At 44.0% G+C, this 23,003-nt stretch carries 14 protein-coding genes; 10 read left to right on the top strand and 4 right to left on the bottom strand.

Annotated elements, in window-relative coordinates; translation table 11 throughout:
• Positions 1–105: 105 nt before the first annotated feature.
• Positions 106–4,116 carry a hybrid sensor histidine kinase/response regulator transcription factor gene (locus NQ510_RS02785; protein WP_005830273.1) on the bottom strand — a complete coding sequence of 1,337 codons (4,011 nt, stop codon included), beginning with the start codon at positions 4,114–4,116 and terminating at the stop codon, positions 106–108.
• A 244-nt stretch (positions 4,117–4,360) separates the two neighbouring features.
• Between NQ510_RS02785 and NQ510_RS02780 the strand changes: the two genes are divergently transcribed.
• Positions 4,361–6,358: a glycoside hydrolase family 2 protein gene (locus NQ510_RS02780; protein WP_005830268.1), complete on the top strand. Its 1,998-nt coding sequence runs from the start codon at positions 4,361–4,363 to the stop codon at positions 6,356–6,358.
• A gap of 81 nt (positions 6,359–6,439) precedes the next feature.
• Here NQ510_RS02780 and NQ510_RS02775 read toward each other — a convergent pair whose 3' ends face one another.
• Complete coding sequence (locus tag NQ510_RS02775; protein WP_005830266.1) at positions 6,440–7,543, bottom strand: glycoside hydrolase family 43 protein; 1,104 nt, start codon at positions 7,541–7,543, stop codon at positions 6,440–6,442.
• 138 nt (positions 7,544–7,681) lie between these two features.
• On the opposite strand from NQ510_RS02775, the gene NQ510_RS02770 reads away from it, so the two are divergent.
• Positions 7,682–9,208: a MutS-related protein gene (locus NQ510_RS02770; protein ID WP_005830263.1), complete on the top strand. Its 1,527-nt coding sequence runs from the start codon at positions 7,682–7,684 to the stop codon at positions 9,206–9,208.
• Positions 9,209–9,287: 79 nt separating this feature from the next.
• Here the strand turns inward: NQ510_RS02770 and NQ510_RS02765 are convergent, their stop codons facing one another.
• Together NQ510_RS02765 and ribB are read right to left on the bottom strand one after the other, a co-directional pair.
• Positions 9,288–10,049 (bottom strand): DeoR/GlpR family DNA-binding transcription regulator, encoded by a 762-nt coding sequence (locus tag NQ510_RS02765; protein ID WP_005830261.1) that lies wholly within the window; start codon positions 10,047–10,049, stop codon positions 9,288–9,290.
• Between the two features lie 7 nt (positions 10,050–10,056).
• Complete coding sequence (gene ribB / locus NQ510_RS02760) at positions 10,057–10,671, bottom strand: 3,4-dihydroxy-2-butanone-4-phosphate synthase (RefSeq protein WP_005830259.1); 615 nt, start codon at positions 10,669–10,671, stop codon at positions 10,057–10,059.
• A gap of 254 nt (positions 10,672–10,925) precedes the next feature.
• Between ribB and NQ510_RS02755 the strand changes: the two genes are divergently transcribed.
• The 8 genes from NQ510_RS02755 to NQ510_RS02720 all read left to right on the top strand — a co-directional run bounded on the left by NQ510_RS02755 (position 10,926) and on the right by NQ510_RS02720 (position 22,988).
• Complete coding sequence (locus NQ510_RS02755; RefSeq protein ID WP_005830255.1) at positions 10,926–11,759, top strand: transketolase; 834 nt, start codon at positions 10,926–10,928, stop codon at positions 11,757–11,759.
• A gap of 1 nt (position 11,760) precedes the next feature.
• Positions 11,761–12,684 (top strand): transketolase family protein, encoded by a 924-nt coding sequence (locus NQ510_RS02750; protein ID WP_005834658.1) that lies wholly within the window; start codon positions 11,761–11,763, stop codon positions 12,682–12,684.
• Positions 12,685–12,732: 48 nt separating this feature from the next.
• On the top strand, positions 12,733–14,211 hold the full coding sequence (locus NQ510_RS02745) for an FGGY-family carbohydrate kinase (RefSeq protein WP_005830250.1): 1,479 nt from the start codon (positions 12,733–12,735) through the stop codon (positions 14,209–14,211).
• Positions 14,212–14,249: 38 nt separating this feature from the next.
• Positions 14,250–15,674: an L-fucose/L-arabinose isomerase family protein gene (locus tag NQ510_RS02740; protein WP_005830248.1), complete on the top strand. Its 1,425-nt coding sequence runs from the start codon at positions 14,250–14,252 to the stop codon at positions 15,672–15,674.
• 35 nt (positions 15,675–15,709) lie between these two features.
• Positions 15,710–16,726 (top strand): GRP family sugar transporter, encoded by a 1,017-nt coding sequence (locus NQ510_RS02735; RefSeq protein WP_005834661.1) that lies wholly within the window; start codon positions 15,710–15,712, stop codon positions 16,724–16,726.
• A 74-nt stretch (positions 16,727–16,800) separates the two neighbouring features.
• Complete coding sequence (locus NQ510_RS02730; protein ID WP_016272477.1) at positions 16,801–19,857, top strand: SusC/RagA family TonB-linked outer membrane protein; 3,057 nt, start codon at positions 16,801–16,803, stop codon at positions 19,855–19,857.
• A 20-nt stretch (positions 19,858–19,877) separates the two neighbouring features.
• Positions 19,878–21,425 (top strand): RagB/SusD family nutrient uptake outer membrane protein, encoded by a 1,548-nt coding sequence (locus NQ510_RS02725; RefSeq protein ID WP_009037748.1) that lies wholly within the window; start codon positions 19,878–19,880, stop codon positions 21,423–21,425.
• 21 nt (positions 21,426–21,446) lie between these two features.
• Entirely contained in the window at positions 21,447–22,988 is a 1,542-nt protein-coding gene (locus tag NQ510_RS02720) for a DUF1593 domain-containing protein (RefSeq protein ID WP_005824988.1), read from the top strand.
• The last annotated feature ends 15 nt before the right edge of the window (positions 22,989–23,003 follow it).

Genomic DNA, 23,003 nt, shown 5'->3' with positions numbered 1-23,003 from the left:
AGATTTAAAAATAACTGTTATTAAAAGCTACTGCAAATATGGAAAGTTATCATAATAGCATAGGTCTATCATGTCTCAAATAACATACCTTTATGTTTCAAGTTATCATTTTAGACTGCGGATGTAATCAGATGGTGATATTCCAAATTCATTCTTGAAGTTTACAGTGAACCTTTTTGGAGAACTGAATCCCACCTCATAGGCAATTTCTGCAATTTGTTTCTGGCTTTCCTTTAGAAGTTGCTTACTGCGCTTCAAACGGATAATCCGGATGAATTCTGCCGGACCTTTACCGGTGATACACATCAGCTTTTTGTAGAGATGGCTACGACTCAACCCCAATTCTGCTCCTAACATTTCCACAGAGAAGTCGGAATCACTCATGCGCTCTTCTACTATTTTGATAGCTTTTTCAATAAATTGTTCGTCTAGTGGAGTGATTGTTATTTCATTAGGTGTCACTTCTATTTTCTGACTGAATTTACGATGGCTTTTTTCTGTCCATTCAATAAATTTCCTGATGCGCAGCTTTAGTAATTTGAAGTCAAAAGGCTTTACGATATAGTCATCGGCTCCTTGCTCAAATCCTTCACTTTTGTATTCTTCTGCCATACGGGCTGTAAGCAATATAACGGGAATGTGGGACCATTGCATGTTTGTTTTGATTTGCCGACATAGCTCTGTTCCATTCATCACTGGCATCATGATGTCGCTTATTACAATATTGACACTGTTTTTTTCTAATATCTTCAATGCCTCTGCTCCATTGTAGGCAACCTGTATGGCGTATTCATCGGACAGGTATTCAGACATGAAACTACAGAAATCCTTGTTGTCGTCCACCAACAAGATGGTATACCGCAATTCTTCCGCATTTGGAACGGGAAGTTCATTCGGAGCTTTGTCATTGTTTAGCAGTTCCGGAAGTAATTCCTCCTTTTCACTGGCATATGTGACGATAGGCAATTTAACGGTAAATACGGAACCTTTAGGAAAATTGTCTGTAACGGAGATTGTTCCTTTGTGTAGATGTACATATTCGTTTGCAATATGCAGGCCGATTCCACTGCCGGTTTTTTCCGAAGTTTGTTGCACCTGATAAAAACGTTCGAAGATATGTTTCTTGTCTTTGTCTATGATACCTTGTCCGTTGTCTGCCACACAGATGCATACATTGTCATCTTCGCGATAAAGATGTACATTGATTTCTCCTTTATCAGGAGTGTATTTGAAGGCATTGGACAACAAGTTGTTCATTACTTTTTTTATTTTAACCGGATCGAAGGACATGTTCAGGTTTTCTACTTCGCACATGAAACAGAAGCTGATGGTATGGTCAAGAGCATACTCTTGAAAAGTACTGCAAATCTCGCGGATAAAGTTGACAATATCTCCCGATTTGTAATGAGCTGTCTCGGCTCCTACATCCAGTTTCCGGAAATCAAGCAGAGAGTTTATCGATGTAAGTAATTGTTGTGCATTTTTATTGATTGTATTTAGTTTTTTGCGTATTCCGTCATCCAGGGTTTCTGACAATAACATTTGTAACGGGCTAATGATAAGCGTCAGTGGTGTACGTAAATCATGGCTTATATTTGTAAAGAACTTTAGCTTCATCTCATTCAGGAGCAACTTTTGTTCTTGCTCCAGTTTTGCTCGTTGTTGCTCCAGTCTTATGTTGTGATGCTTTTTGAATCGGTATATTACATAGGATATTATACCAATGGCAAACAATATGTATAAGATGATAGCAACATTACATAAATATATTGGAGATGAAACGGTTATATTCAACTCACTAGCTTCGTCATTCCATATACCGTCACTGTTACAAGCTTTAATCAATAGTTTGTAATTGCCAGGAGGAAGGGTGGTGAAAGCTACTTTGTTCTCGTTTGTATAGTACCATTGGGTATTTAATCCTTCCAGTTTATAGGCATATCTTATTTTATCAGCATTCAGCAAATCGCCTGCGGCAAATTCGATGGAGATTAAATAATCGTCATATCTGACAGACAATGATGGGGTTCTGCCAAGTACAGTTGTTAATAGTTTACGCCCTTCATATATTGAGTCTACTTCTATATGTTGATTGCCAATGGTCAGATTTGTAAAATACACCTTTGCCAGCGGTCGGCTCTTTTCGGTCAGCTTGTTCGGATTTATAGATGTATAGCCACTGGTGCCTCCCAGCAGTAAATCTCCGCTGGACAATTTACAAGCGGAATGGGAGTTGAAATGATTTTCTGGCAATCCGTCTCTGGTAGAAAGATTCTTGAAAGAAAAGTCTACTCCTTCCTGGGTGTCTGGGGTTACTTCCAATATAGACAATCCGTTACTTGTTGCAAGCCACATGTTACCATGATTGTCTTGGGTTATACTGTTAATGAGATTGTCACACAATCCGTTGTTTACGTCGAACCAGTGTAGTGAATCATTTTTTAAGTCCCAGGCAGTCAATCCTTGTTTATGGGCTAACCACAATATATCTCTGTCGTCCTTGAATACAGTGGAAATGAAGAGCTGCTTGAATGGCTGTGTCTCTTTTCGATTGGCATAAATCATTTCGGGTTTTCTCGTCACGATGTCCATTACACAGAGTCCGTATGTAGTCCCAATATACATTTTGTCTCCATAGTCATAACAGATATTGAGTACATTGATATTATTCCCATCAGGTAGTAGATAACTTGTCGCAGTATTTGCGTCCGGATTAAAACAAACCAAAGTTTCCAGTACATAACCTATCCATAAGTTTCCATATCGGTCTTCCTTCATACTCCATACGCCACTGTATGGCAGTTGGCTGTTCTCTGGAGTAAAATGGCGAATACTGTTGTTCTCATAGCAGAACAATCCGTCTTGATAACTTCCTGCCCAAATCCGTCCTTTATGGTCTTCGAGAAGACTGATGATGGCTATGTCGGGGATGGATAGTTTGCGAATGGCAAATCCTTTTTGCTTTTCTTTTACATAAAGTCCGTTCCCATCTGTTCCCAGCCAAATGTTTCCGGCCTTATCCTCTAAAATGGAGGCTATATCACCACATTCTTTATGCTGGGTATCAATAAATTCATGGAAGCTTTCGTGATAATAAGAAACTCCTTTTTTGAAATTTCCTAACCAAATGACGCCTGAATCATCACGGTAGATTGTATTTATTCTGTTGGAAGCAAGGGATGTGGAAGACATAGGGGTATTCAGGAGGTTGACAAGGTTATCATTTACGTAGTCATAAATGAATACTCCTTTATGGTCCGTTCCTATCCAGACATGTCCGTTCGAGTCATCCAGTATGCTCCTTACCGCATTACTTTTTGTCTCTATTTTAGAATGGAGATTGATTTGGTTCCATTCCGATTTTATGTTTTTCTTATAGAATATTTGTTCATCGGTATATGAATATAGCCAGATGCCTCCATGATAATCAATGTATATGTGCTTTTCGATAATAGAGTTGGAGGGTAAGCTGATGTTATCTACCCGTTTACATTTTTTTGCGTTGTTCTCTAGTTTCAATAAGGTCGAATTCCAAAGAAGATATAGGTTTTCACCATCATCGCTGATACTCAGTTCCGGAGTTTCTTCTGGAAAGTTGTCTATTTTGAATGTTTTAAGGGTTTTATGAGAAAAATTGAAGTAAAAAGCATTTTGGCCTTGCAGTACCCATAAATTGTGTCTTTTATCAACATGTACTTTGTAGGTACCATTTATCTGGATGCCTATTTTAAGGAGGTATGAGGGAATATCGGTAATGAAGTTGTCTTTGTCTCGGTCGTATATACAATATCTTGCCTCGCTTCCAATCCACAAATTGCCCAAACCGTCTTCCTGTAAGTTCCAGATGTCGTTAGACAATAAAGAATGGATGTCTTTTTCTTTGGGTTGATACACTTTAAAGCTATATCCGTCGTATCGGTTCAATCCATTGGCGGTCCCTATCCATAAAAAGCCTTCACAGTCTTTCAATATGGTTTTTACGTTATTGTTTGAAAGCCCGTTTTCTACTTTCAGATGGCGAAATACATACGGAGTTTGTCCTGCTAACGGCAGATAAGCCAGTAACAGAATAATGAGGGGGAACACTAATTTGTGTAAATAGTTTGTAAAAGACATACTATATAATCTGAAATTGAATTCTCAAAGATAGCAATATCTTATTTAAATAAACGTAAATATGTTGCATTAATAGGTCTGTAATGTTGCATCGCGGTCGTATAAGTCTTAAACATGCCATCCGTTTGTTGTCTTGCGTGTCTTGAAGTGTTTTTCTCATTTATTATTCAACATTTATTTCATACCTTTGCAGGGAAGGACTGGTTCCTGCCAATATGATTAACCTTCTAATACTTTATCGAAAATGAACAGATTCATCATTTTATTTTTATTCTCTTTGGGAATATTGTCAACATGTGTATTTGCCGTAGAGGTGATTCCACTGAATGAAGGATGGAATTTCCACCGGGGTTTTCAGGCACCTGCTTCGGAAATAGTGAAGGTTACTTTGCCTCACACTTGGAATGCGGGCGATGGCATGTTTGGCAATGCCGATTATTATAGGGGATTATGCAATTACAGTCGTAAGTTGTCTGTTCCTGCCCATTATCGGGGCAAACGTTTTTTCTTGAAAGTGATGGCTGCACAGACGGTTGCCGACATTTTTATCGACCATCATTTTGTGATGCAACATAAGGGTGGTTATACGGCATTTGTGGCAGAATTGACTGATTTCCTGGTCCCGGGAACAGAAAGTGTATTGGAAATTCGTGTCAGCAATGCTCAGACTATGGATGTCGCTCCCATTTGCGGCGACTTCAATATGTTTGGTGGGTTGTATCGGGGGGTGGAACTGCTGGTGACGGAGGATGTCTGCATAGAACCTGCTTATTATGCCTCTTCAGGTGTATTCTTCACTCAGTCCGATGTATCGGAGAAAAAGGCCCATTTGAAAATTGAAGCACTGCTTTCGGCAAGGGAAACTACTGTGACCGGTTGCGAGGTGGAGTTTCGACTATATGACAAGGAAAAGTTGCTTTGCCGTGTTGCCAGTGCAGAGGTGGGTGAGGATAAAAAGGTGATGATGGACATAGTGCTTGAAAGGCCTCATTTGTGGGATGGAGTGAAGAATCCCTATTTATATAAAGGAGTGGTGATATTGCGTAAGGATGGAAAAGAGATAGACCGCCGCGAAGAAGAGATAGGTTTCCGCTACTTTCATGCCGATGCGGAGAAAGGTTTCTTCCTGAATGGAAAGCCTTATCGCTTGAATGGCGTGAACCGGCATCAGGATAGGGCAGAACGCGCTTCGGCATTTTATCCGCAAGACCATGATGAAGATTTGGACTTGATGCAGGAAATGGGATGCAATGCCGTGCGTCTTTGTCACTATCCGCAAGCCAAATACATGCATCAACAGATGGACAAGCGGGGACTGGTGGCATGGGCTGAGATTCCTTTTGTCAATGTTTATGTGAATAATCCTGCTTATGATGAAAACTTGCGCCTGCAATTGAAGGAACTGATTTTACAGAACTACAATCACCCCTGCATTTTGTTCTGGGGGCTGTTCAATGAGATAAATTCCGGTTGGCTGGACCGTCCTTCGCGTATGGCGGCAGAGCTTCATGCTTTGGCCCGTCAGTTGGACCCGAGCCGTCCCACTATGGGAGCCAGTAATCAGGATGACGACTTCAACGGATTCACCGACCTGATTGCTTTCAACAAGTATTTCGGCTGGTATGGCGACAACATGGATGACATGGGGCGCTGGATAGACCGCGAGCATGCAGCACATCCGGAGCGGAAGATGGGCATCAGCGAGTATGGTGCCGGGGCATGCGTATTCCAGCAGGAGGACTCGCTGAGGCATCCGGAACCGTGGGGGCAATGGCATCCCGAAAACTGGCAGACTTATTATCATGTGGAGAATTGGAAACAGCTTCAGGAACGCGAATTCTTGTGGTGCAACTTCATCTGGTGCATGTTCGACTTTTCGGCGGCAGGCCGTAGGGAGGGATCCATTATGGGACGCAACGATAAGGGGCTGGTGACTTACGACCGGAAAATAAAGAAAGATGCCTTTTACTTTTATAAGGCAAACTGGAATCAAGAAGATAAGTTTGTATATATCGCAGGAAAACGATTGGTAAACAGAACCCGCAAAACCGTTGATGTGCAAGTATTCAGCAATAGCGGAGCTGCCAAATTGTATATCAATGGCAAAGCATATGGGACTGCAAAACCTGATTCCGTAAATGTACTGGAATGGAAAGGCATTGTATTGGATACCGGTGAAAATAGAATTGAAGTCAGGAACAAATATGGAGCGGATTGTTGTGTATGGATATGTCCTTTTTAATTTTCATCAGGCGCGGAATGTATAGGAGAGCCACGGGGAATAATGAACCGTGAAATGCTGTACAGTCTGCGCCTGATAGCTTTAATATGTGATTTTCTGTAAATCCGTATTCGGTCCGTGGACTACCAGTTTCCCGTCTGGTTGGATGTCTATGAGGTCGATGAATACCATTCGTTCGTCACCGGTGGTTTCGGTGCGTCCATGGTAGACACAGTAGAGACGATTGTGAATGTCGATGAGCATACAATGCCCGGTTCCGGTCACGATGCCGCCTTGCTCTGTGTTCTTTTGCAGCACCGGATTGTTGGCAGCCTTTGTGAATGGGCCTAAAGGACTTTGGGAGGTTGCATAGCCCACCGCATAATTCTTTCCTCCGAAGAAGTTTGCAGAGTAAAGCATGTAATAGAGATTCCCGTGTTTCACCATATACGAACCTTCTGTCCAGCGTCTGTTGACCTCATGTGTAGTCACCGAACGGTTCTCCCATTTCGCTTGAGGGTCGTCCATCGTTTTGGGCGGGCAAAGCAATGCTACCGGCTCTCCGATGACACCGGAGAAATCCGGTTTCAGCTCCACGCCGTAAATCCAGCTCTCCTCAATCTCGTCAAACCAGCCCTTTGTTTTGGCCCATGCTGAGACTTCGCTCTCGACGGCATGTTTGTAGCAGCAGCGGGAGTAGTAGAGGTAGGTCTTTCCGGATGCATCGTCAAAGAGTATGTTTGCGTCGATGATAGGATAGCCGGGATCGAATACCGGGCGGTCGGACAAATCTTTGAAAGGCCCGGTGGGTTTATCGGCTACGGCTACGCCGATACGGAAGTTCTCTTGCTCCTGAGTGGGGTTTTCCTTCCAGTTGGCGCTGAACCATAAGTAGTATTTGCCGTCGCGCTCATACACTTCGGGCGCCCAGAAACAGTCGGTGCCCCATGAGTCGGATGTGCCGCCTTGATAGACGGGACCCTCATCTTTCCATGTCACCAGGTCATCGGAGGAATATACTTTGAAGCCGTTCTGTACTCCCCCCGTCCCGTACATATAGAATTTCCCGTCGGAAGCTTTCAGGAGGAACGGGTCTCCGAAGGCCATGGGAAGTGGGTTCTGATATACTACTTTTTTCTTATCTCCGCATGATGCTGACAGCAGAGTCAATAAGACCAGTGCCAATGTGAAAAGGGTGTGCTTCATCTTGTTAGAATTTAAATGTTGAAGTAACGAAAAGTGTTTGTATCTGCAAAGTAAACACAATATAGGGAAAGCTGCAAGGAAATTAGATAGAATGCAAGCTTTTCATTATTTTTGTGCATCATTCTAAATAATTCTTTGATGGGACAGTCATTTTCGGATATATCGCTATACCACGAGTACCGGTCGGTGAAGGAGAAAGAACATTTGGTGTCACAGAAAACCTGGGACGACCTCAATCTGGATGACTTTTTCGAATGGGCCGACCGTACCTCTTCTTGTGTGGGCCGACAGTACCTCTACGACTTGTTGCATTACAACCGCCTTTCGGAGATTTCGGAACAGGAGGAAGTGATTCGCGAACTCTCTGCCGACAAGGAGTTGCGTGCAGAAATCCGGTCGGAGTTGCAGAAACTGGATACGCCGGATGCTTGCGCCATTGCATCGTTGTTTTCCATTTCCCATCCCATATATTCCCGCCGCTTTTACCGTTTGCTAAGTATATTGCAGTTCGTGCCTTTTGTTTTGTCAGGGATGGTTTATGTTACATCTTCGCTTTACGTTCTGGGGTTATTGTGTATATCGGTATTGGTGAACATGGTATTGCACTATCGCAGCAAGGCACGGATTCAGGGCTATTTCTTTTCCATCCCTCAGTTATGGCTGCTGCTCAGGCAAGCGGAGAGGCTGGCACAGATTCCGTTGTGTGTATCGGTGCATCGGGATATCCAAAAGACTTTGCAGGCGCTGCGTCCGTTACGAAAGCAACTTTCCACTTTCCGTTTCAGTATCAAGCTGGAGAGCGACATCGCCATTCTTGCTTATTTCTTCATCGAGATGGTGAATGTGTTTTTCCTGCGGGAGGTTATTCCGGTTTCCAAGGCTTTCTTTCTATTGCAGGGCAGGCAAGAACAGATTGAAGAGGTTTTCCGCTATTTTGGATTGGTGGATGCGCTTTGCTCTGTTTCCGAGCTTCGGGATGGGCTGCCCTATTATACTCTTCCGGAAGCTTGTGACGAGGGTGAAACGCTTCATGCAGAGGGCCTTTATCATCCGCTTATAGAGCATTGTATCCCCAATGACATTACGCTTTGTGGCAGTTCTGTCCTTGTTACCGGCTCCAATATGTCTGGTAAGACAACCTTTATCCGTGCTATCGGACTTAACCTGCTTTCCGCACAAGTGTTCCATACTTGTTTCGCCCGCAGTTTTCGTTTTCCCATGGATACCGCATTGTTTTCTGCTATCCATCTGGAGGATAGTCTGATGGAAGGAAAAAGTTTCTTTCTGCAGGAGGTACAGATTGTTCGAGAGATGCTGGAGGTCGGAAAGGGACGTAGGCAGCTTTTCCTGCTGGATGAGTTGTTCAAAGGGACGAACACGGTGGAACGGATAGCTATAGCCAAAGCTGTGCTATCTGCTTTGGCACACAAGAACAGTATCGTGTTTGCTTCCACTCACGACGTTGAACTGGCTTCCTTACTTGAGAACGAATATGAATCGTTTCATTTTTGTGAATGTGTTGCCGACAATACCTTGTCTTTTGATTATAAGCTGAAACCGGGACCGGCGACGGAACGTAATGCCATCCGGATTATCGAGATGTGCGGTTATCCGAAGGAAGTGGTCGGGGAAGCGTATCGGCTGGCTAAAAAACATGTTTTATAGTTTTACTTCTAATTGTTCCTTATTCCAATCGTTACTATATTGTCTGTTCAATATCTTCTGGAAGGGGTAATCTTTTAAGTTATCCAATTAGAAGGTTTATGTTCTTTTCTTTCATCTTTTCGATATTCTCTTCCGAGATATTGCTGTCTGTGATGAAAGAATTTACCATAGATATTGAACCTAAACTGGCAAATGCACTAATTCCTATCTTGGAGGAATCAGCTACCAGAATGACTTCCTCGGCGGCTTTTATCATGGCCGATTTAACCATCAGATCGCTGAGGCTCGGATAGGTCAGACTCATGTCTGGGGATATTCCTGCTGTGGCAAGGAATAGTTTGTTGGCATGGAAACCTTTGAGTGAATCGGCTGCCATCTTTCCTGTCAATGAAAGGGTGGGTGCTTTGAATTCTCCTCCTGTCACAATGAGGTTGATGCCTGGATTTTCGCCCAATATAAGTGCTATGTTCAGAGCATTGGTAATGACGGTCAGCTCTTTGTATTGTGTAAGTAGTTTGGCTATTTCTGTGGTAGTAGAACCGGAGTCGAGAATGATACATTCACCTTCACTGATAAACGACGCTGCTTTTTGGGCTATTTCTCTTTTTTCCTCAATATGGGTCTGATTGAAAACCTTTCCGGTTTTTGCAAATGAGCCCACATCCTTCAGGAAGGCTCCGCCGTGTTCTCTTTGGATATACCCTAATTTTTCAAGGGCTTCCAGGTCTTGTCTGATTGTTACATCCGTTACATTGAAAATCCTGCTTAATTCTTGAACTTTTGCATGCCCGTCTTCGCGGATAAGGTCCAGAATCTTGACTCTTCTTTGGTTTAGTGCCATATCTACTTTATATATTGTTGTTTCTACGATAATCCTGTATATCTTTGATCGCTATAATCTTCAGTCGGAACTTTTTTGCCATTTCAAGTAGTTGTGGCAAGCGGGCCATTGTCCCATCCTGGTTCAGTATTTCAATGAGAGCGCCGCCGGGTGTCAATCCTGCCATTCTTGTCAGGTCGAGTAATGCTTCTGTATGTCCGTCACGTCCCAATACTCCGTCCTCATGTCCGTAAAGGGGGAAAATGTGTCCGGGACGTGCCAGTTCCGAGGGCTTTATATTACCGGTAACCAAAGCACGTATGGTAGCGGAGCGGTCATAGGCGGAAACTCCCGTTGTGCAGCCATAGCCCTTCAGATCGACGGACATGGTGAACGGCGTGCCTAAAAGGGAAGTGTTGTCTTCCGACATTGGGGGCAGTTGGAGTTCTTTGCAACGTGAACGCGGTAGCGGTACACAAAGAAGCCCTCTTCCGTGTGTAATCATGAAGTTAACAATGTCAGGAGTTATTTTTTCACCGGATACAATAAAATCGCCTTCGTTTTCTCTATTTTCATCATCGACAACTATCACTATTTTCCCTTGTCGAACCGCTTCTATTCCTTCGTCTACAGTATTGAGCATTGTATAATCATTTAATTTTTCCGCAAAGGTAGTCAGAAAAAGTCAAATGAAAGTCTATTCTTGCTGTTTTTCTTCTTTTTTATTCTATATATTATCTTTTGCACTGTAGTTCCTTTCTCTTTTTTATTTATTTGTTTCGTTTTTCGCCCTGGTCTAATTATAAAACATGTTAATAAATAATGGAAAACTTTCGTTTTCTTTCGTTTTGTGGTTTTTATTTGTTTTCTTTGCAAAGAAATGAAAGCAAATAAGCTATGAAAACAAAAGAATTGACTCTTCAATCAGAAAGGAATCGAAAAAGATTAATTGAAATTATCTATAAGGCAAAAGCCGGTCATATCGGCGGAGATTTGTCTTGCCTCAATGTTCTTACGGCTCTTTACTTTGATGTGATGAATGTGAATGCGGACAGTCCTAAAGATGATTTGCGTGACCGTTTCATTTTGAGCAAGGGGCATTGTGTGGAGGCTTTGTATGTGACGCTGGAATCCAAAGGGTTTATAACAGAAGGCATTTTGGATACATTGGGACAATATGGCTCTATCCTTTCGGGACATCCCACTATCGGAGTTCCGGGTATTGAAGTGAATACCGGAGCCTTGGGACATGGTTTGTCTGTTGGGGTAGGTATAGCGATAGCTGCCAAAATGGACAACAGGGATTATAAAACCTATGTGTTGATGGGGGATGGTGAACAGGGTGAAGGTTCCATCTACGAAGCAGCAATGGCTGCCCGGCAGTATAGATTAGATAATTTGGTGGCTATAATAGACCGTAATCATTTGCAGATTAGCGGAAATACGGAAGATGTGATGGGAATTGATGATATCCATGATCGCTGGACGGCATTCGGCTGGGAGGTAAAGGATATGAATGGTGACGACATGGAAGATATTATCCGGACTTTCCGTTCCATTGATTATGCAAACCGTCACCCTCATTTGCTGGTGGCTCATACGACAAAAGGGAAAGGAGTATCTTTCATGGAAGGGGTAGCTAAATGGCATCATGGGGTTCCGAGTAACGAACAGTATGAACAGGCCATTCAAGAAATATCAGAAAGAATTAAGGATTTAGAATATAATTGATATGATAGCTTGCAGAAAAAGTTTCACCGACACTTTGTTGTCATTGGCTCGGATGGACAAGGACATCATTGCTGTGACGACGGATGCCCGTGGCTCGGTGACGTTAAATGATTTTGCCAAAGAATTGCCGCAGCAATTCGTGGAGTGTGGTATTGCGGAGCAGGATGCTGTGGGTATTTCAGCCGGGTTGGCTCATAGCGGAAAGAAAGTGTTTGTATGTGGTCCGGCTTGTTTTTATGTGGCTCGTAGCTTGGAACAGGTAAAGGTGGACTTGGCTTATAGCCAGAACAACGTAAAAATATTGGGAGTAAGTGGAGGAGTAGCTTACGGAGCTTTGGGGGCTACCCATCATAGCTTACACGACATTGCCGTGCTGCGTACTTTTCCCGGAATGAATATCGTGTTACCTTGCGATGCCCGACAGACTAAAAAACTGGTTGAGCTTTTGGTTGATTATCCCGAACCGGTTTATGTACGTGTAGGTCGTGCAGCAGTTCCCGATGTCTATGAAAATGATGATTTTGATTTTGCCATAGGTAAGGCCAACATGTTGCTGGACGGAACAGATCTGACTATTATCGGAACCGGTGAAACCGTATACCACACACGTCAGGCGGCTTTGAAGTTACGCGAATATGGTATTTCGGCCCGGGTATTGGATATGTCCTCTATTAAACCTTGTGATGAGGAAGCTGTTTTGAAAGCCGCTTCCGAAACCGGGCGAATCATCACGGTTGAGGAGCATAGCCAGTATGGAGGTCTTGGGGCGATGGTGACTGAAATCATATCCGAGCATCCCGTACCGGTGAAAATCCTGGGTATCCCTGATGAGAATGTGGTGCATGGGAACTCCCTGGAAATTTTTGCCCATTATGGACTCGACTCATCCGGTATCGTGAAAACTGCCCTTGACTTCCTTAAGTAACTCCGATTCGATAAATTTGAAATCAATTAGCCTTTAATAATACCTAAAATGGAAAACCTGATAATTGCAATAGACCAAAGCACCTCGGCTACCAAAGCCATGCTATTCAATGAGAGGTGTGAAATGCTGAGGCGCGTCAATGTCACCCATGAACAATATTATCCCAAATCCGGATGGGTGGAGCATGATGCTGAAGAAATTTATCGGAATGTACAGAAAAGTATAGCCGAACTGATAAAGGAGGAAGTGGCAGACAATATGTATTCGTTGGCCATCACCAATCAACGTGAAACAGTGGTTGTATGGAATAAGCATACGGGCAAACCGATATGCAATGCTGTGGTATGGCAATGCATGCGTGGTGCTGATATCTGTAATGAGTTGAAAGCCAGTGGGTACAGCGAAATAGTACAGGCGAAAAGCGGTTTGCTATTGGATCCTTATTTCTCAGCCAGTGGTGTGAAGTGGATACTTGACAATGTGGAAGGAGCCCGTCAGGCTGCTGATAACGGTGACTTATTGATGGGAACCATTGATACGTGGCTGATTTGGAAATTGACTGATGGTAAACGCCATGTGACAGATTATACCAATGCTTCCAGGACTCTTTTGTTTAATATTCATACGATGCAATGGGACAGTGACCTGCTGGAGCTATTTACCATCCCCGAAACTATGATGCCTGAATTACTGCCATGTGATGCTGTTTTTGGAGAAACTACGGTGGGAGGATTATTTAAGAATCCTATTGTCATAGCCGGTGTATTGGGGGATTCACACGGTGCACTGGCCGGTCAGATGTGCTTTGAAGAAGGGCTGGGCAAGGTCACTTATGGAACCGGCTCATCAGTGATGGTGAATATTGGTGAAAAAGCTGCCGTTGCTCCCCGTGGATTGGTCACTTCCATCGGTTTTGCCGCACTTGGAAAAATATTCTATGCTTTTGAAGGCAATATCCATTGTACTGGTGCTACCATCAAGTGGCTAGAACAGAGATTGCAGATGATTAGTTCGCCAGACGAAGCGGAAGAGTTGGCGGCTACAGTAAAAGACAATGGAGGTGTGTATGTCGTACCGGCTTTTGCCGGGTTGGGAGCTCCTTGGTGGCAAGGGGATGTAAAGGCTGCCATTTTAGGGATGACCTTAGGTACCGGGAAACCGCATGTTCTCAGGGCAGCACTTGAATCCATAGCCTATCAAGTGAATGATTTGGTCAGAGCGATGACCAGTCAGGCAGGTATAAAGCTGAAAGAAGTCAGAGCCGATGGAGGACCTACAAAAAATAAATTCCTGATGCAGTTCCAGGCCGACTGCTTACGTGTACCGATCAATTGTTCGGATGTTGAAGAAGCTTCGGCCTTGGGAGCCGTTGTAATGAACGGAATGGCTCGCAAGATATGGACGAGCTTTGAGCAGGTGTCCGTATTACGCCGGAGCCGCTACCGCATAGAGCCGCAAAGTAACCTATCACAGGTAGAAAAATGGTGTGAAGGCTGGTTGAAAGCGGTAAACCAATTAATCAGATAAATATTTTCAAAGTATAATTTAAATACCCACTATCTACAATGAAAAACAAGGAAAGAATGTGTTTCGGTATAATTATCGGCACTCGTGCTTATTTTAATTCAGAATTGGCTAAAGATGTTCGCAAACAATTGTTGAAAACACTTGCCGACGAAGGCTATGATTATGTGATCTTACCTGAAGACGCTACTCCTACCGGCAGTAGCAGTATTGAAACCCGCGAAGACGGATTGAAGTGTGCGGAACTGTTCCGACAGAATCGTGACCGCATTGACGGTATCATAGTTTCCCTGCCCAACTTTGGCTTTGAGATTGGAATCATCAATGCTATCAGCGTGGCCGATTTGAATGTCCCCGTTTTGGTACAGGCTTGTGACGACGAGAACGACAAGGTGGATCTGGACAGCCGCCGTGATGCTTTTTGCGGTAAGATTTCTGTTTGTAACAATCTGTATCAATATGGCATACCTTTTACAGATACCACGCTACACACCTATTCTATATACTCCGAATTACTGGCCAAGGATATCAATAAGTTTGCTGGTATCTGTCGTGTAGTCAATGGCTTGCGCCATGCACGTATCGGTGCTATCGGTGCTCGTCCGGCTGGTTTCCAGACTGTACGTGCAAGTGAGAAACTGTTACAGAAGAGTGGCATTACAGTCGTTCCGGTCGACCTTTCTGAAATACTCGGTGCTGCCCGTAAGATTGAGGATACGGATGCGGAGTTGCTGAAGAAGCTTGAAGAAATTAAGTGCTATGCGGCAGTTCCCAAGGAATATAGTGACAAGCTGGTGCTTCAGGCAAAATTCGGTGTGGCTGTAGAACGTTGGATCGAAGCCAATCAGATTGATGCTGTTGCTGTTCAGTGTTGGGACTCTTTGGAACAAAATTATGGTTGTGCAGCATGTGTGACAATGAGTATGCTGGGTGAAAAATTACTTCCTGCCGCTTGTGAGGTAGATATTGCCGGCGCTGTGTCCATGTATGCTTTGACATTGGCAGCGCAAGGTCAATCGGCATTGCTTGACTGGAATAACAATTTTGCAGAAGACCGGAACAAATGTGTATGTACCCATTGCGGTAACTTCCCGAAATCGTTTGTCAGAAATGACTTGAAGCTTGGTACACTGGGCGTTTTGGGACGTACGCTGGGCAAGGTCAATACATTCGGTGCCGTATATGGTAAAGTGACCAAAGGTGATTTCACATTCTTCCGTATTTCCACAGATGATACAAAAGGCGCTATCAAGGCTTATTTGGGTACTGGTGAAATCACGGATGACCCGTATGGAATGGATGGATGCATAGCTGTCACCAAGGTGAATAACTTGCAGACTCTGATGAAGTATATTTGTAAAAATGGTTTTGAACATCATGTGGCTATGGTTCGCAATGATGTGAAGGAAATTCTGAACGAAGCCATCGAGGACTATTTGGGCTGGAATCTATATGTGCATGAATGAAAAGTAAACACACGGTAAACAACAGAAGATAAATTATGATACTTGTTGACAACTATATTTTGGCCATTCTGTGTTGTGTCTATTGCTGCCTCTGTTGGGGCTCTTGGGCGAATACGCAGAAGATGGTGACCTCGAAAAGCTGGAGTTTCGAGCTTTTCTATTGGGACTTGGCTTTCGGTTTGTTTTTCACGGCTCTGTTGGGGGCTCTGACATTGGGAAGCTTGGGAAGTGAAGGCCGTACTTTCTTTGAGGACTTGGCGGCAATGGACTGGAACAGTATGAAGTATGCACTGTTGGGTGGTATTGTCTGGAATTTCGGTAATATCTTTCTGACGGCAGCCATCGCTGTGGCCGGTATGTCGATAGGGTTTCCCATTGGCGGAGGCTTAGCCTGGATAGGCGGTATAATTTTTAATTATCTGCTGATAACTTTGGCCGGTGAAGTATACCCCGGAAACCAGGCATTGCTTTGGATAGGGGTAGTTGTTATCATTGTAGCCATCTGCATTTGCGGGAAGGCTTATGGAAAGATGTCGGCGAGTCAGGCATCCACCCCTAAAAAAGGTATCTTATTGGCTATTGTGGCAGGATTGGCCATCATGTTTTTCTATGGATTGGTTGTAAAATCACTCGATCCCCAGTATGTTGCGGGTGGTACGGGAACACTGACTCCCTATACCGGCGTATTTTGCTTTGCCGCCGGTGTCCTTATCACTACTCCCATTTTCAATACGTTTGCCATGAGTCATCCGGCTCAAGGAAACAAGGTCACAATGAAGGACTATCTGAAAGGTGATACCCGTACACACCTGATCGGTATGTTGGGCGGCTTTATCTGGATGAGCGGTATGGTGGTCAGCTTTATGGGAGCCGGATCAGCCAATCCGGCCATAGCCTATGCGCTGAGCAATGCCGCACCGGTGGTAGCCATGATTTGGGGATTCTTTGTATGGAAAGAGTTCAAAGGAGCTCCCAAAGGAACTGTACCTATGATTGCGACTATGTTTGTACTCTTTGTTGTGGGGCTGGTACTGATTACGCTTTCAAACTGATATTTTAATTCATTGTTAACCCAAAATAATAATAAATGAAAACGATTGTAAGACAAATTAAACAGAAAAGGTTAATGGTCTTGGTGCTGTTCCTTTTGGTAGGTATGACATCTGTTTTTGCACAGAAACATGTAAGTGTATCTGGCAGAATCACCGATGAACTTAATGAACCGATGATTGGTGTAAGTGTATTGGAAAAAGGAACGACAAATGGTGTTATAACTGATTTGGATGGCAATTATACCTTATCAGCGAGCGAGGGTTCCACTATTGTCTTTTCGTATATCGGGTATGTGACCCAGGAAAAGAAAGCCGTTGCAGGTACTATGAATATTATACTGAAGGAAGATAGCAAGACTTTGGATGAAGTGGTTGTTGTAGGATATGGTGTACAGAAGAAAAGTTCCGTAACAGGGGCGATTTCTTCCGTAAAAGCAGAAGATTTTGAAAATCGTACCATAACCAATGCTGAGCAGGCCCTGCAGGGTAAAACAGCCGGTGTGCAAATTATTTCTGCATCTGCGGCTCCTGGTTCGAATCCCGCCATTCGTATCCGTGGATATAGCAGTAATGCCAGTTCAGATCCTTTGTATGTGGTCGATGGTTTGCGTACGAAAGACATCAGTAACCTCGATCCGAATGATATTGAGAGTATGGAGGTGTTGAAGGATGCTGCTTCTGCTGCTATCTATGGTGCCCAGGCCGGTAATGGTGTTGTCTTGATTACCACCCGGAAGGCAAAAAAAGGAGTTCGTCGTATTTCTTATGATTTCCAGTTGTCCTCCCAGTCTTTAGGTCGTACTCCTGATATTCTGAATGCTCAGGAATATGTCAATTATATGACTGAAGGTAATCTTATTCCCAGAGAAACAATAGATAGGTATTGGGATGGAAAGACAAATACCGATTGGATAGAAGAGACATTTGAATCATCCATGATGCAGCGTCACAATGTCAATTTCCAAGGTGCCAATGATAATGGCTCATTATTCGCCTCACTCTCTTATTTAAGTAATAATGGTCCCATTGTTGGCAATAAGGATGTTTTTGACCGCATTACCGGCACTGTCAATGCAGATTATAAAATAAAGGATTGGTTGAAGTTCACGACAAACAATTCATTTTCCCGTTATCATGTACAGTCTGTAAGCGAAGGTTCGGCAACCGGTTCTCTGATGCTGTCTGCCATTCAGCTTGACCCTCTGACGCCGGTCACCTATGCACCGGACAAACTGCCCGACACTATGATTAACTATATGAATCAGGGACATACTCTGCTTCAGAATGCCAATGGTGATTATTATTCCATTTCCCCTTATGGCGACTCCAATAATATCAATCCGTATATCATGCGTGACCGTGGCACAACGAAAAGGGATGGTTTTGTATTCAGCGGTTCCACTTATCTGGATTTTACTCCGATCAAAGAGTTGGTCATCACTTCACGTTTGGGATACCGTTATACTTACAGCAATTCCTACGGCTATGTTATGCCTAACATTACTTGCTCTGACCTTTATCAGGACTATGTATCGGTAAGTGCGACAAGCTCCAACACCACGTACTGGCAATGGGAAAACTTTGCCAACTATACCAAGACATTTGCAGATAAGCACAATGTAAACGTGATGCTTGGTATGTCCTATTCTTCCAATACTTCCTTTGGAGTGACGGGAGGAATCAATGGTAGCCGTTCCGGCGACAAGGTTGATTTGGGTATTACCAAGTTGGATCCCAATTATGCCTATTTTGCTTTTCGGACCGGTACTGCCACTCGTACGGTAAGTGGTGGAGAGAAGCGGAGGTATGCCAATCTTTCTTACTTTGGCCGGGCATCTTATGACTATGCAGGCAAGTATTTTGCCCAATTCACCCTTCGTGCGGATGCAGCCGACTTGTCTATCCTTCCTTTGCAGAAACGTTGGGGCTATTTCCCGGCTGTGTCTGTCGGCTGGGTACTTTCCAACGAGAAATTTATGGAAAACCTCAAGTCAATCTCTCATTTGAAGTTGCGTGCAAGCTGGGGACAGAATGGTAGTATCGCCGGTTTGGCAGACTATATGTATGATGCTACGATTTTGTCTGGAATCAATTATCCGATGTCAGGTGATGTGTCTTATGAAACAGGTTCGTTGCCATCTGCAACCGGTAACTATGATTTGAAGTGGGAAACTTCCGAACAGATAGACTTGGGTATCGACCTCCGGATGCTGAATGACCGTTTGAGCTTCGGATTTGACTATTATGAGAAGAAAACCAAAGACTTGATTGTAACCGGTATTACTCCTTCTTTGATTGTGGGTAACACTACTTCACCTATGAATGCGGGAAATGTCAAGAACAGCGGATTTGAGTTTGAACTCTCATGGCGTGATCATATCAAAGATTTCAGTTATAGTGTAAAAGCTAACATCGCTACTTTGAAGAATAAAGTAACTTATCTTCATGAAACATTGGAGCGTATTGCCAGTACAACAAGTGCAGGTATCGGCACTATGAATTATTTTGAAGAAGGACATCCCATTTGGTACATGCGCGGTTATGAGTGCACGGGTATTGATCCGCAAACGGGTGACCCAATGTTCAAAGACAAGAATGATGATGACATTATTGGAGATGCCGACCAGACAGAGATCGGTTCTGCCATTCCCGACTTTACTTATGGTATTACTTTGACAGCTGCCTGGAAAGGCCTTGACCTGACAATCTTTGGTTCCGGTTCTCATGGCAATGATGTGTTTGCCGGCTATAACCGTACTTCCCGTATGAAAGCGAATACCTTGAAGGAATTCTATGACGGACGGTGGATTGCTGTGGGAGACAATGCAAAATATGCCCGTTCCAATCCCAGCAATTATGATAAGTATTTAAAGAGCTCCAAATTTGTATTCGACGGCTCATATTTTAAAATCAAGCAGATACAGTTGGGCTATAACCTGCCTAAGAATTTGTTGAAGCAGGTGGGTTTGAGTAACCTTCGTTTGTATTGTTCTTTAGACGACTTCTTCACATTTACCAAATATCCCGGATTTGATCCTGAATTTACGAGTACAGGCAATGCGATGGGTTTGGATATGGGCTCTTATCCGTCCAGCAAGAAAGTCGTGCTCGGTCTTAACGTAGTATTTTAATCTTTAATTCAATACGAAATATGAAAGCAAAATATATTTTATCAAGTCTGTTACTTGCCGGCTGCACTTTCTTTTCCTCTTGTGAGGACAATCTGGATATTTCGCAGCATGGGGTAAGCACTTTCGAAAATTTCTATAAAACGGATGCCGATGCGGAAGAAGCCATTATAGCCTGCTATAGCAATTGGAAGGACACCTATGAGCCTGCGTTCTGGCTGAAGAATCTTCTTTCTGACGATTGCTATTCGGCAGGGGAAAGCTGGACGGCTGCCAGTGCGCAGTTGCTGTCGACCTATACGTTCGACTCTGATTTTTCCCATATTAAAACGTTGTATACGAATCTTTATAAAGTGATTTATGCCGCCAACATTGTTTTGCAGTATGTAGGCGATGATTCTGAGGTTAAGCTTCGTGCACGTGCAGAGGCAAAGGTTTTCCGTGCGATGTCCTACATCGAATTGATCAGTCTTTGGGGAACTCCGCCGTTGGTGGACCATCCGTTGAAAGCAAACGAATATTCCCAGGCAAATGGTAATACAGAGGCGCTTTGGGCATTGGTGAACCAAGATTTGACCGAAGCTGTCAACAGTGGCAATTTGGAGGAAAAGACAAGCTTGGACAACTTTACCTATCGTATCACCAAACAATTTGCACAAGCCTTGTTGGGCAAGGCATACGTATTCCAGAAGAATTATGGTGCTGCTGTTACAGTTTTGGATGAGGTAATCAATAGCGGGAAGTACGACCTTTACAGTGATTATGAGAATATCCAGACTACCAAAGGCGAGGCGAATTGTGAAAGTCTGTTTGAAAGTAATTATGTTTACGACGCCAACAATGTTACCGGCATTATGAGTAACATGATTTGGGTATATGTGCATTGGCGTGGAGACATGCTTGCATTCAATGAGCCTACTCAAATCTATTCTCATGGAGGCTGGGGATTTTTTAATCCGACGAAGGAAAGCTACGATGCGTTTGTCGAAATGGGAGATACTTATCGGTTGAATGCCTCTATCAAGACATACCGGCAAATGGAGGATATGGGTATCTCATTGAGCAATGCCATAGCTTATATGCCGGACAATGCCGGTTACTTCAGCTGGAAATACCGTGTTTATGAAGCAGATGTCATCAACTATTGGTGGTTGCGTTGTCCTAACAATACCCGTGCCATGCGTTATGCCGAGGTTCTGCTGCTTGCTGCTGAAGCGAGTCTTCAGTCCGGAAATGCAAGTAAGGCTGCCGGATATGTGAATAAAGTGCGTGACCGTGCCCAGTTGCCTGCATTGGGCAACGTTTCTATGGATGATATCAAGAAGGAGAAGCGTCTGGAGCTTTGGATGGAAGGCTGCCGTTACCAGGATTTGATTCGGTGGGGTGATGCTGCTACGGTACTTGCCAAGAGAGGGCAGGAAAGACCGGCTCTTTACAAAGACGGCCGTGTAAGCTGGGATGAGCAGAAAAATGCTTCTGCCGGCTTCAAGAGTGGTAAGCATGAACTGCTTCCGTTCCCTGCCACTGAAATGAATGTCAATAAGAATATGACCCAGAACCCGGGTTGGTAATTAATCAATAAAACTTAGTTTATGAATAAATTAAAATGCTTATTCCTATCAGGCCTTATGGCTGTGATGCCGGTTTGCATGAGCGGACAGCAGACGCCCGGTGAAAAATCGTCAAAACCGCGTGTCATCATTACTTGTGACCCGGAACTTGATGACCTGAACTCTTTGATACGTTTCCTGCTTTTCAGTACGGATTTCCGTGTGGAAGGCTTGATTTATGCCAGCAGCCAGTTCCATTGGAAAGGTGACGGGCACGGCACGAAGTGGTATGTGCCGGGACGTGAATATTCCCGTAATGGCATAGACTACGGACCGATGGAAAGTTGGCGTTGGGATCCGGATGAACGTTTCATTGACGATGCTGTGGAAGCTTATGAGAAAGTATATCCCAATCTGAAAGTGCACGACTCGTCTTATCCGACTCCCGAATACCTGAAGTCTAAAGTGCGTATCGGTAATATCGAGTTCGACGGTGATATTTCCAAGGACACTCCGGGGTCGGAGCTGATTAAAGCTGTATTGCTCGATGATTGTACGGATCCGGTATTCATCAATGCTTGGGGAGGTGGCAGCACCATCGCCCGTGCCTTGAAGTCCATTCAGGATATTTATGAGCATACCGATGCCTGGAAAGGCATCCGTGAGAAGATAATAGGAAAAGTGGTCCTTTCCCTTTCGGGTGATCAGGATGATACGTATGCACGGTATATCCGACCTTTCTGGCCGGAACTCAGACAAATGGAGATGGGGGGCATGACAGTCGGCCTGGCTTATAATGCACAGTTAAGAGCCTCCAAGGAAAATCAGATTTTCTACTCTCCGGAATGGATGCAGGAGAACATCCGCAGTAAAGGTCCTTTCGGCGAGATGTATCGGGTCTGGGGAGACGGTAAGCAGATGGTGAAAGGTGATAAGTTCGATTTCTTCGGTTTGTCGGGTTATACGGTTGATGAATTGAAAAAGCAAGGCTATGTGGTTTGGACCGGAATCCAGCCGAAAGGGTCCTATCTGGCTGAAGGCGACACTTACTGTTTCCTGAATTTGATAGGTAACGGCCTGCGTGGTCACGAAGACCCCACTTATGGGGGATGGTGCGGTGGAAGAACCGTCCTTCCCGATTCGGTGAAGAATCTTCCGCGCATGGAACAGATAAAGTATAGAGCCGAGCACTATCCTTTGCCCGACTTCACTGCTCCGGTAATGAATGGATTGGCTGCCCGTTTTAAATGGTCGGTCACTCCAAACTATGCCGACGCAAATCATGAACCGGTGATAAAAGGGGCGCTTGCCATGAGTGCCAAGCCGGGTGAGAAGCTGAAACTTAAATACACTGTAACCGATCCGGATAAGGATGCCCTTACCATTAAATGGTGGCAATATGTGTCAGCCGGTACATATCGGGGCAAAGTAGCGGTAGATGACCCTGCTTCTGCAAATACAACTTTTACTGTTCCGGCTGATGCCAACCCCGGTGATACCATCCACTTGATTTTGGAAGCTACGGATAACGGTACGCCACAGATGAACCGCTATCATCGTCTGATTATTACAGTGGCAGAATGAACTTGAATCAATGAA

Origin of the sequence: Bacteroides uniformis (genome assembly GCF_025147485.1) — a bacterium.
Taxonomy (GTDB): Bacteria; Bacteroidota; Bacteroidia; order Bacteroidales; family Bacteroidaceae; genus Bacteroides; species Bacteroides uniformis.
The sequence above is the reverse complement of the archived record's forward strand: the minus strand, read 5'-3'. Positions and strand labels throughout refer to the sequence as shown.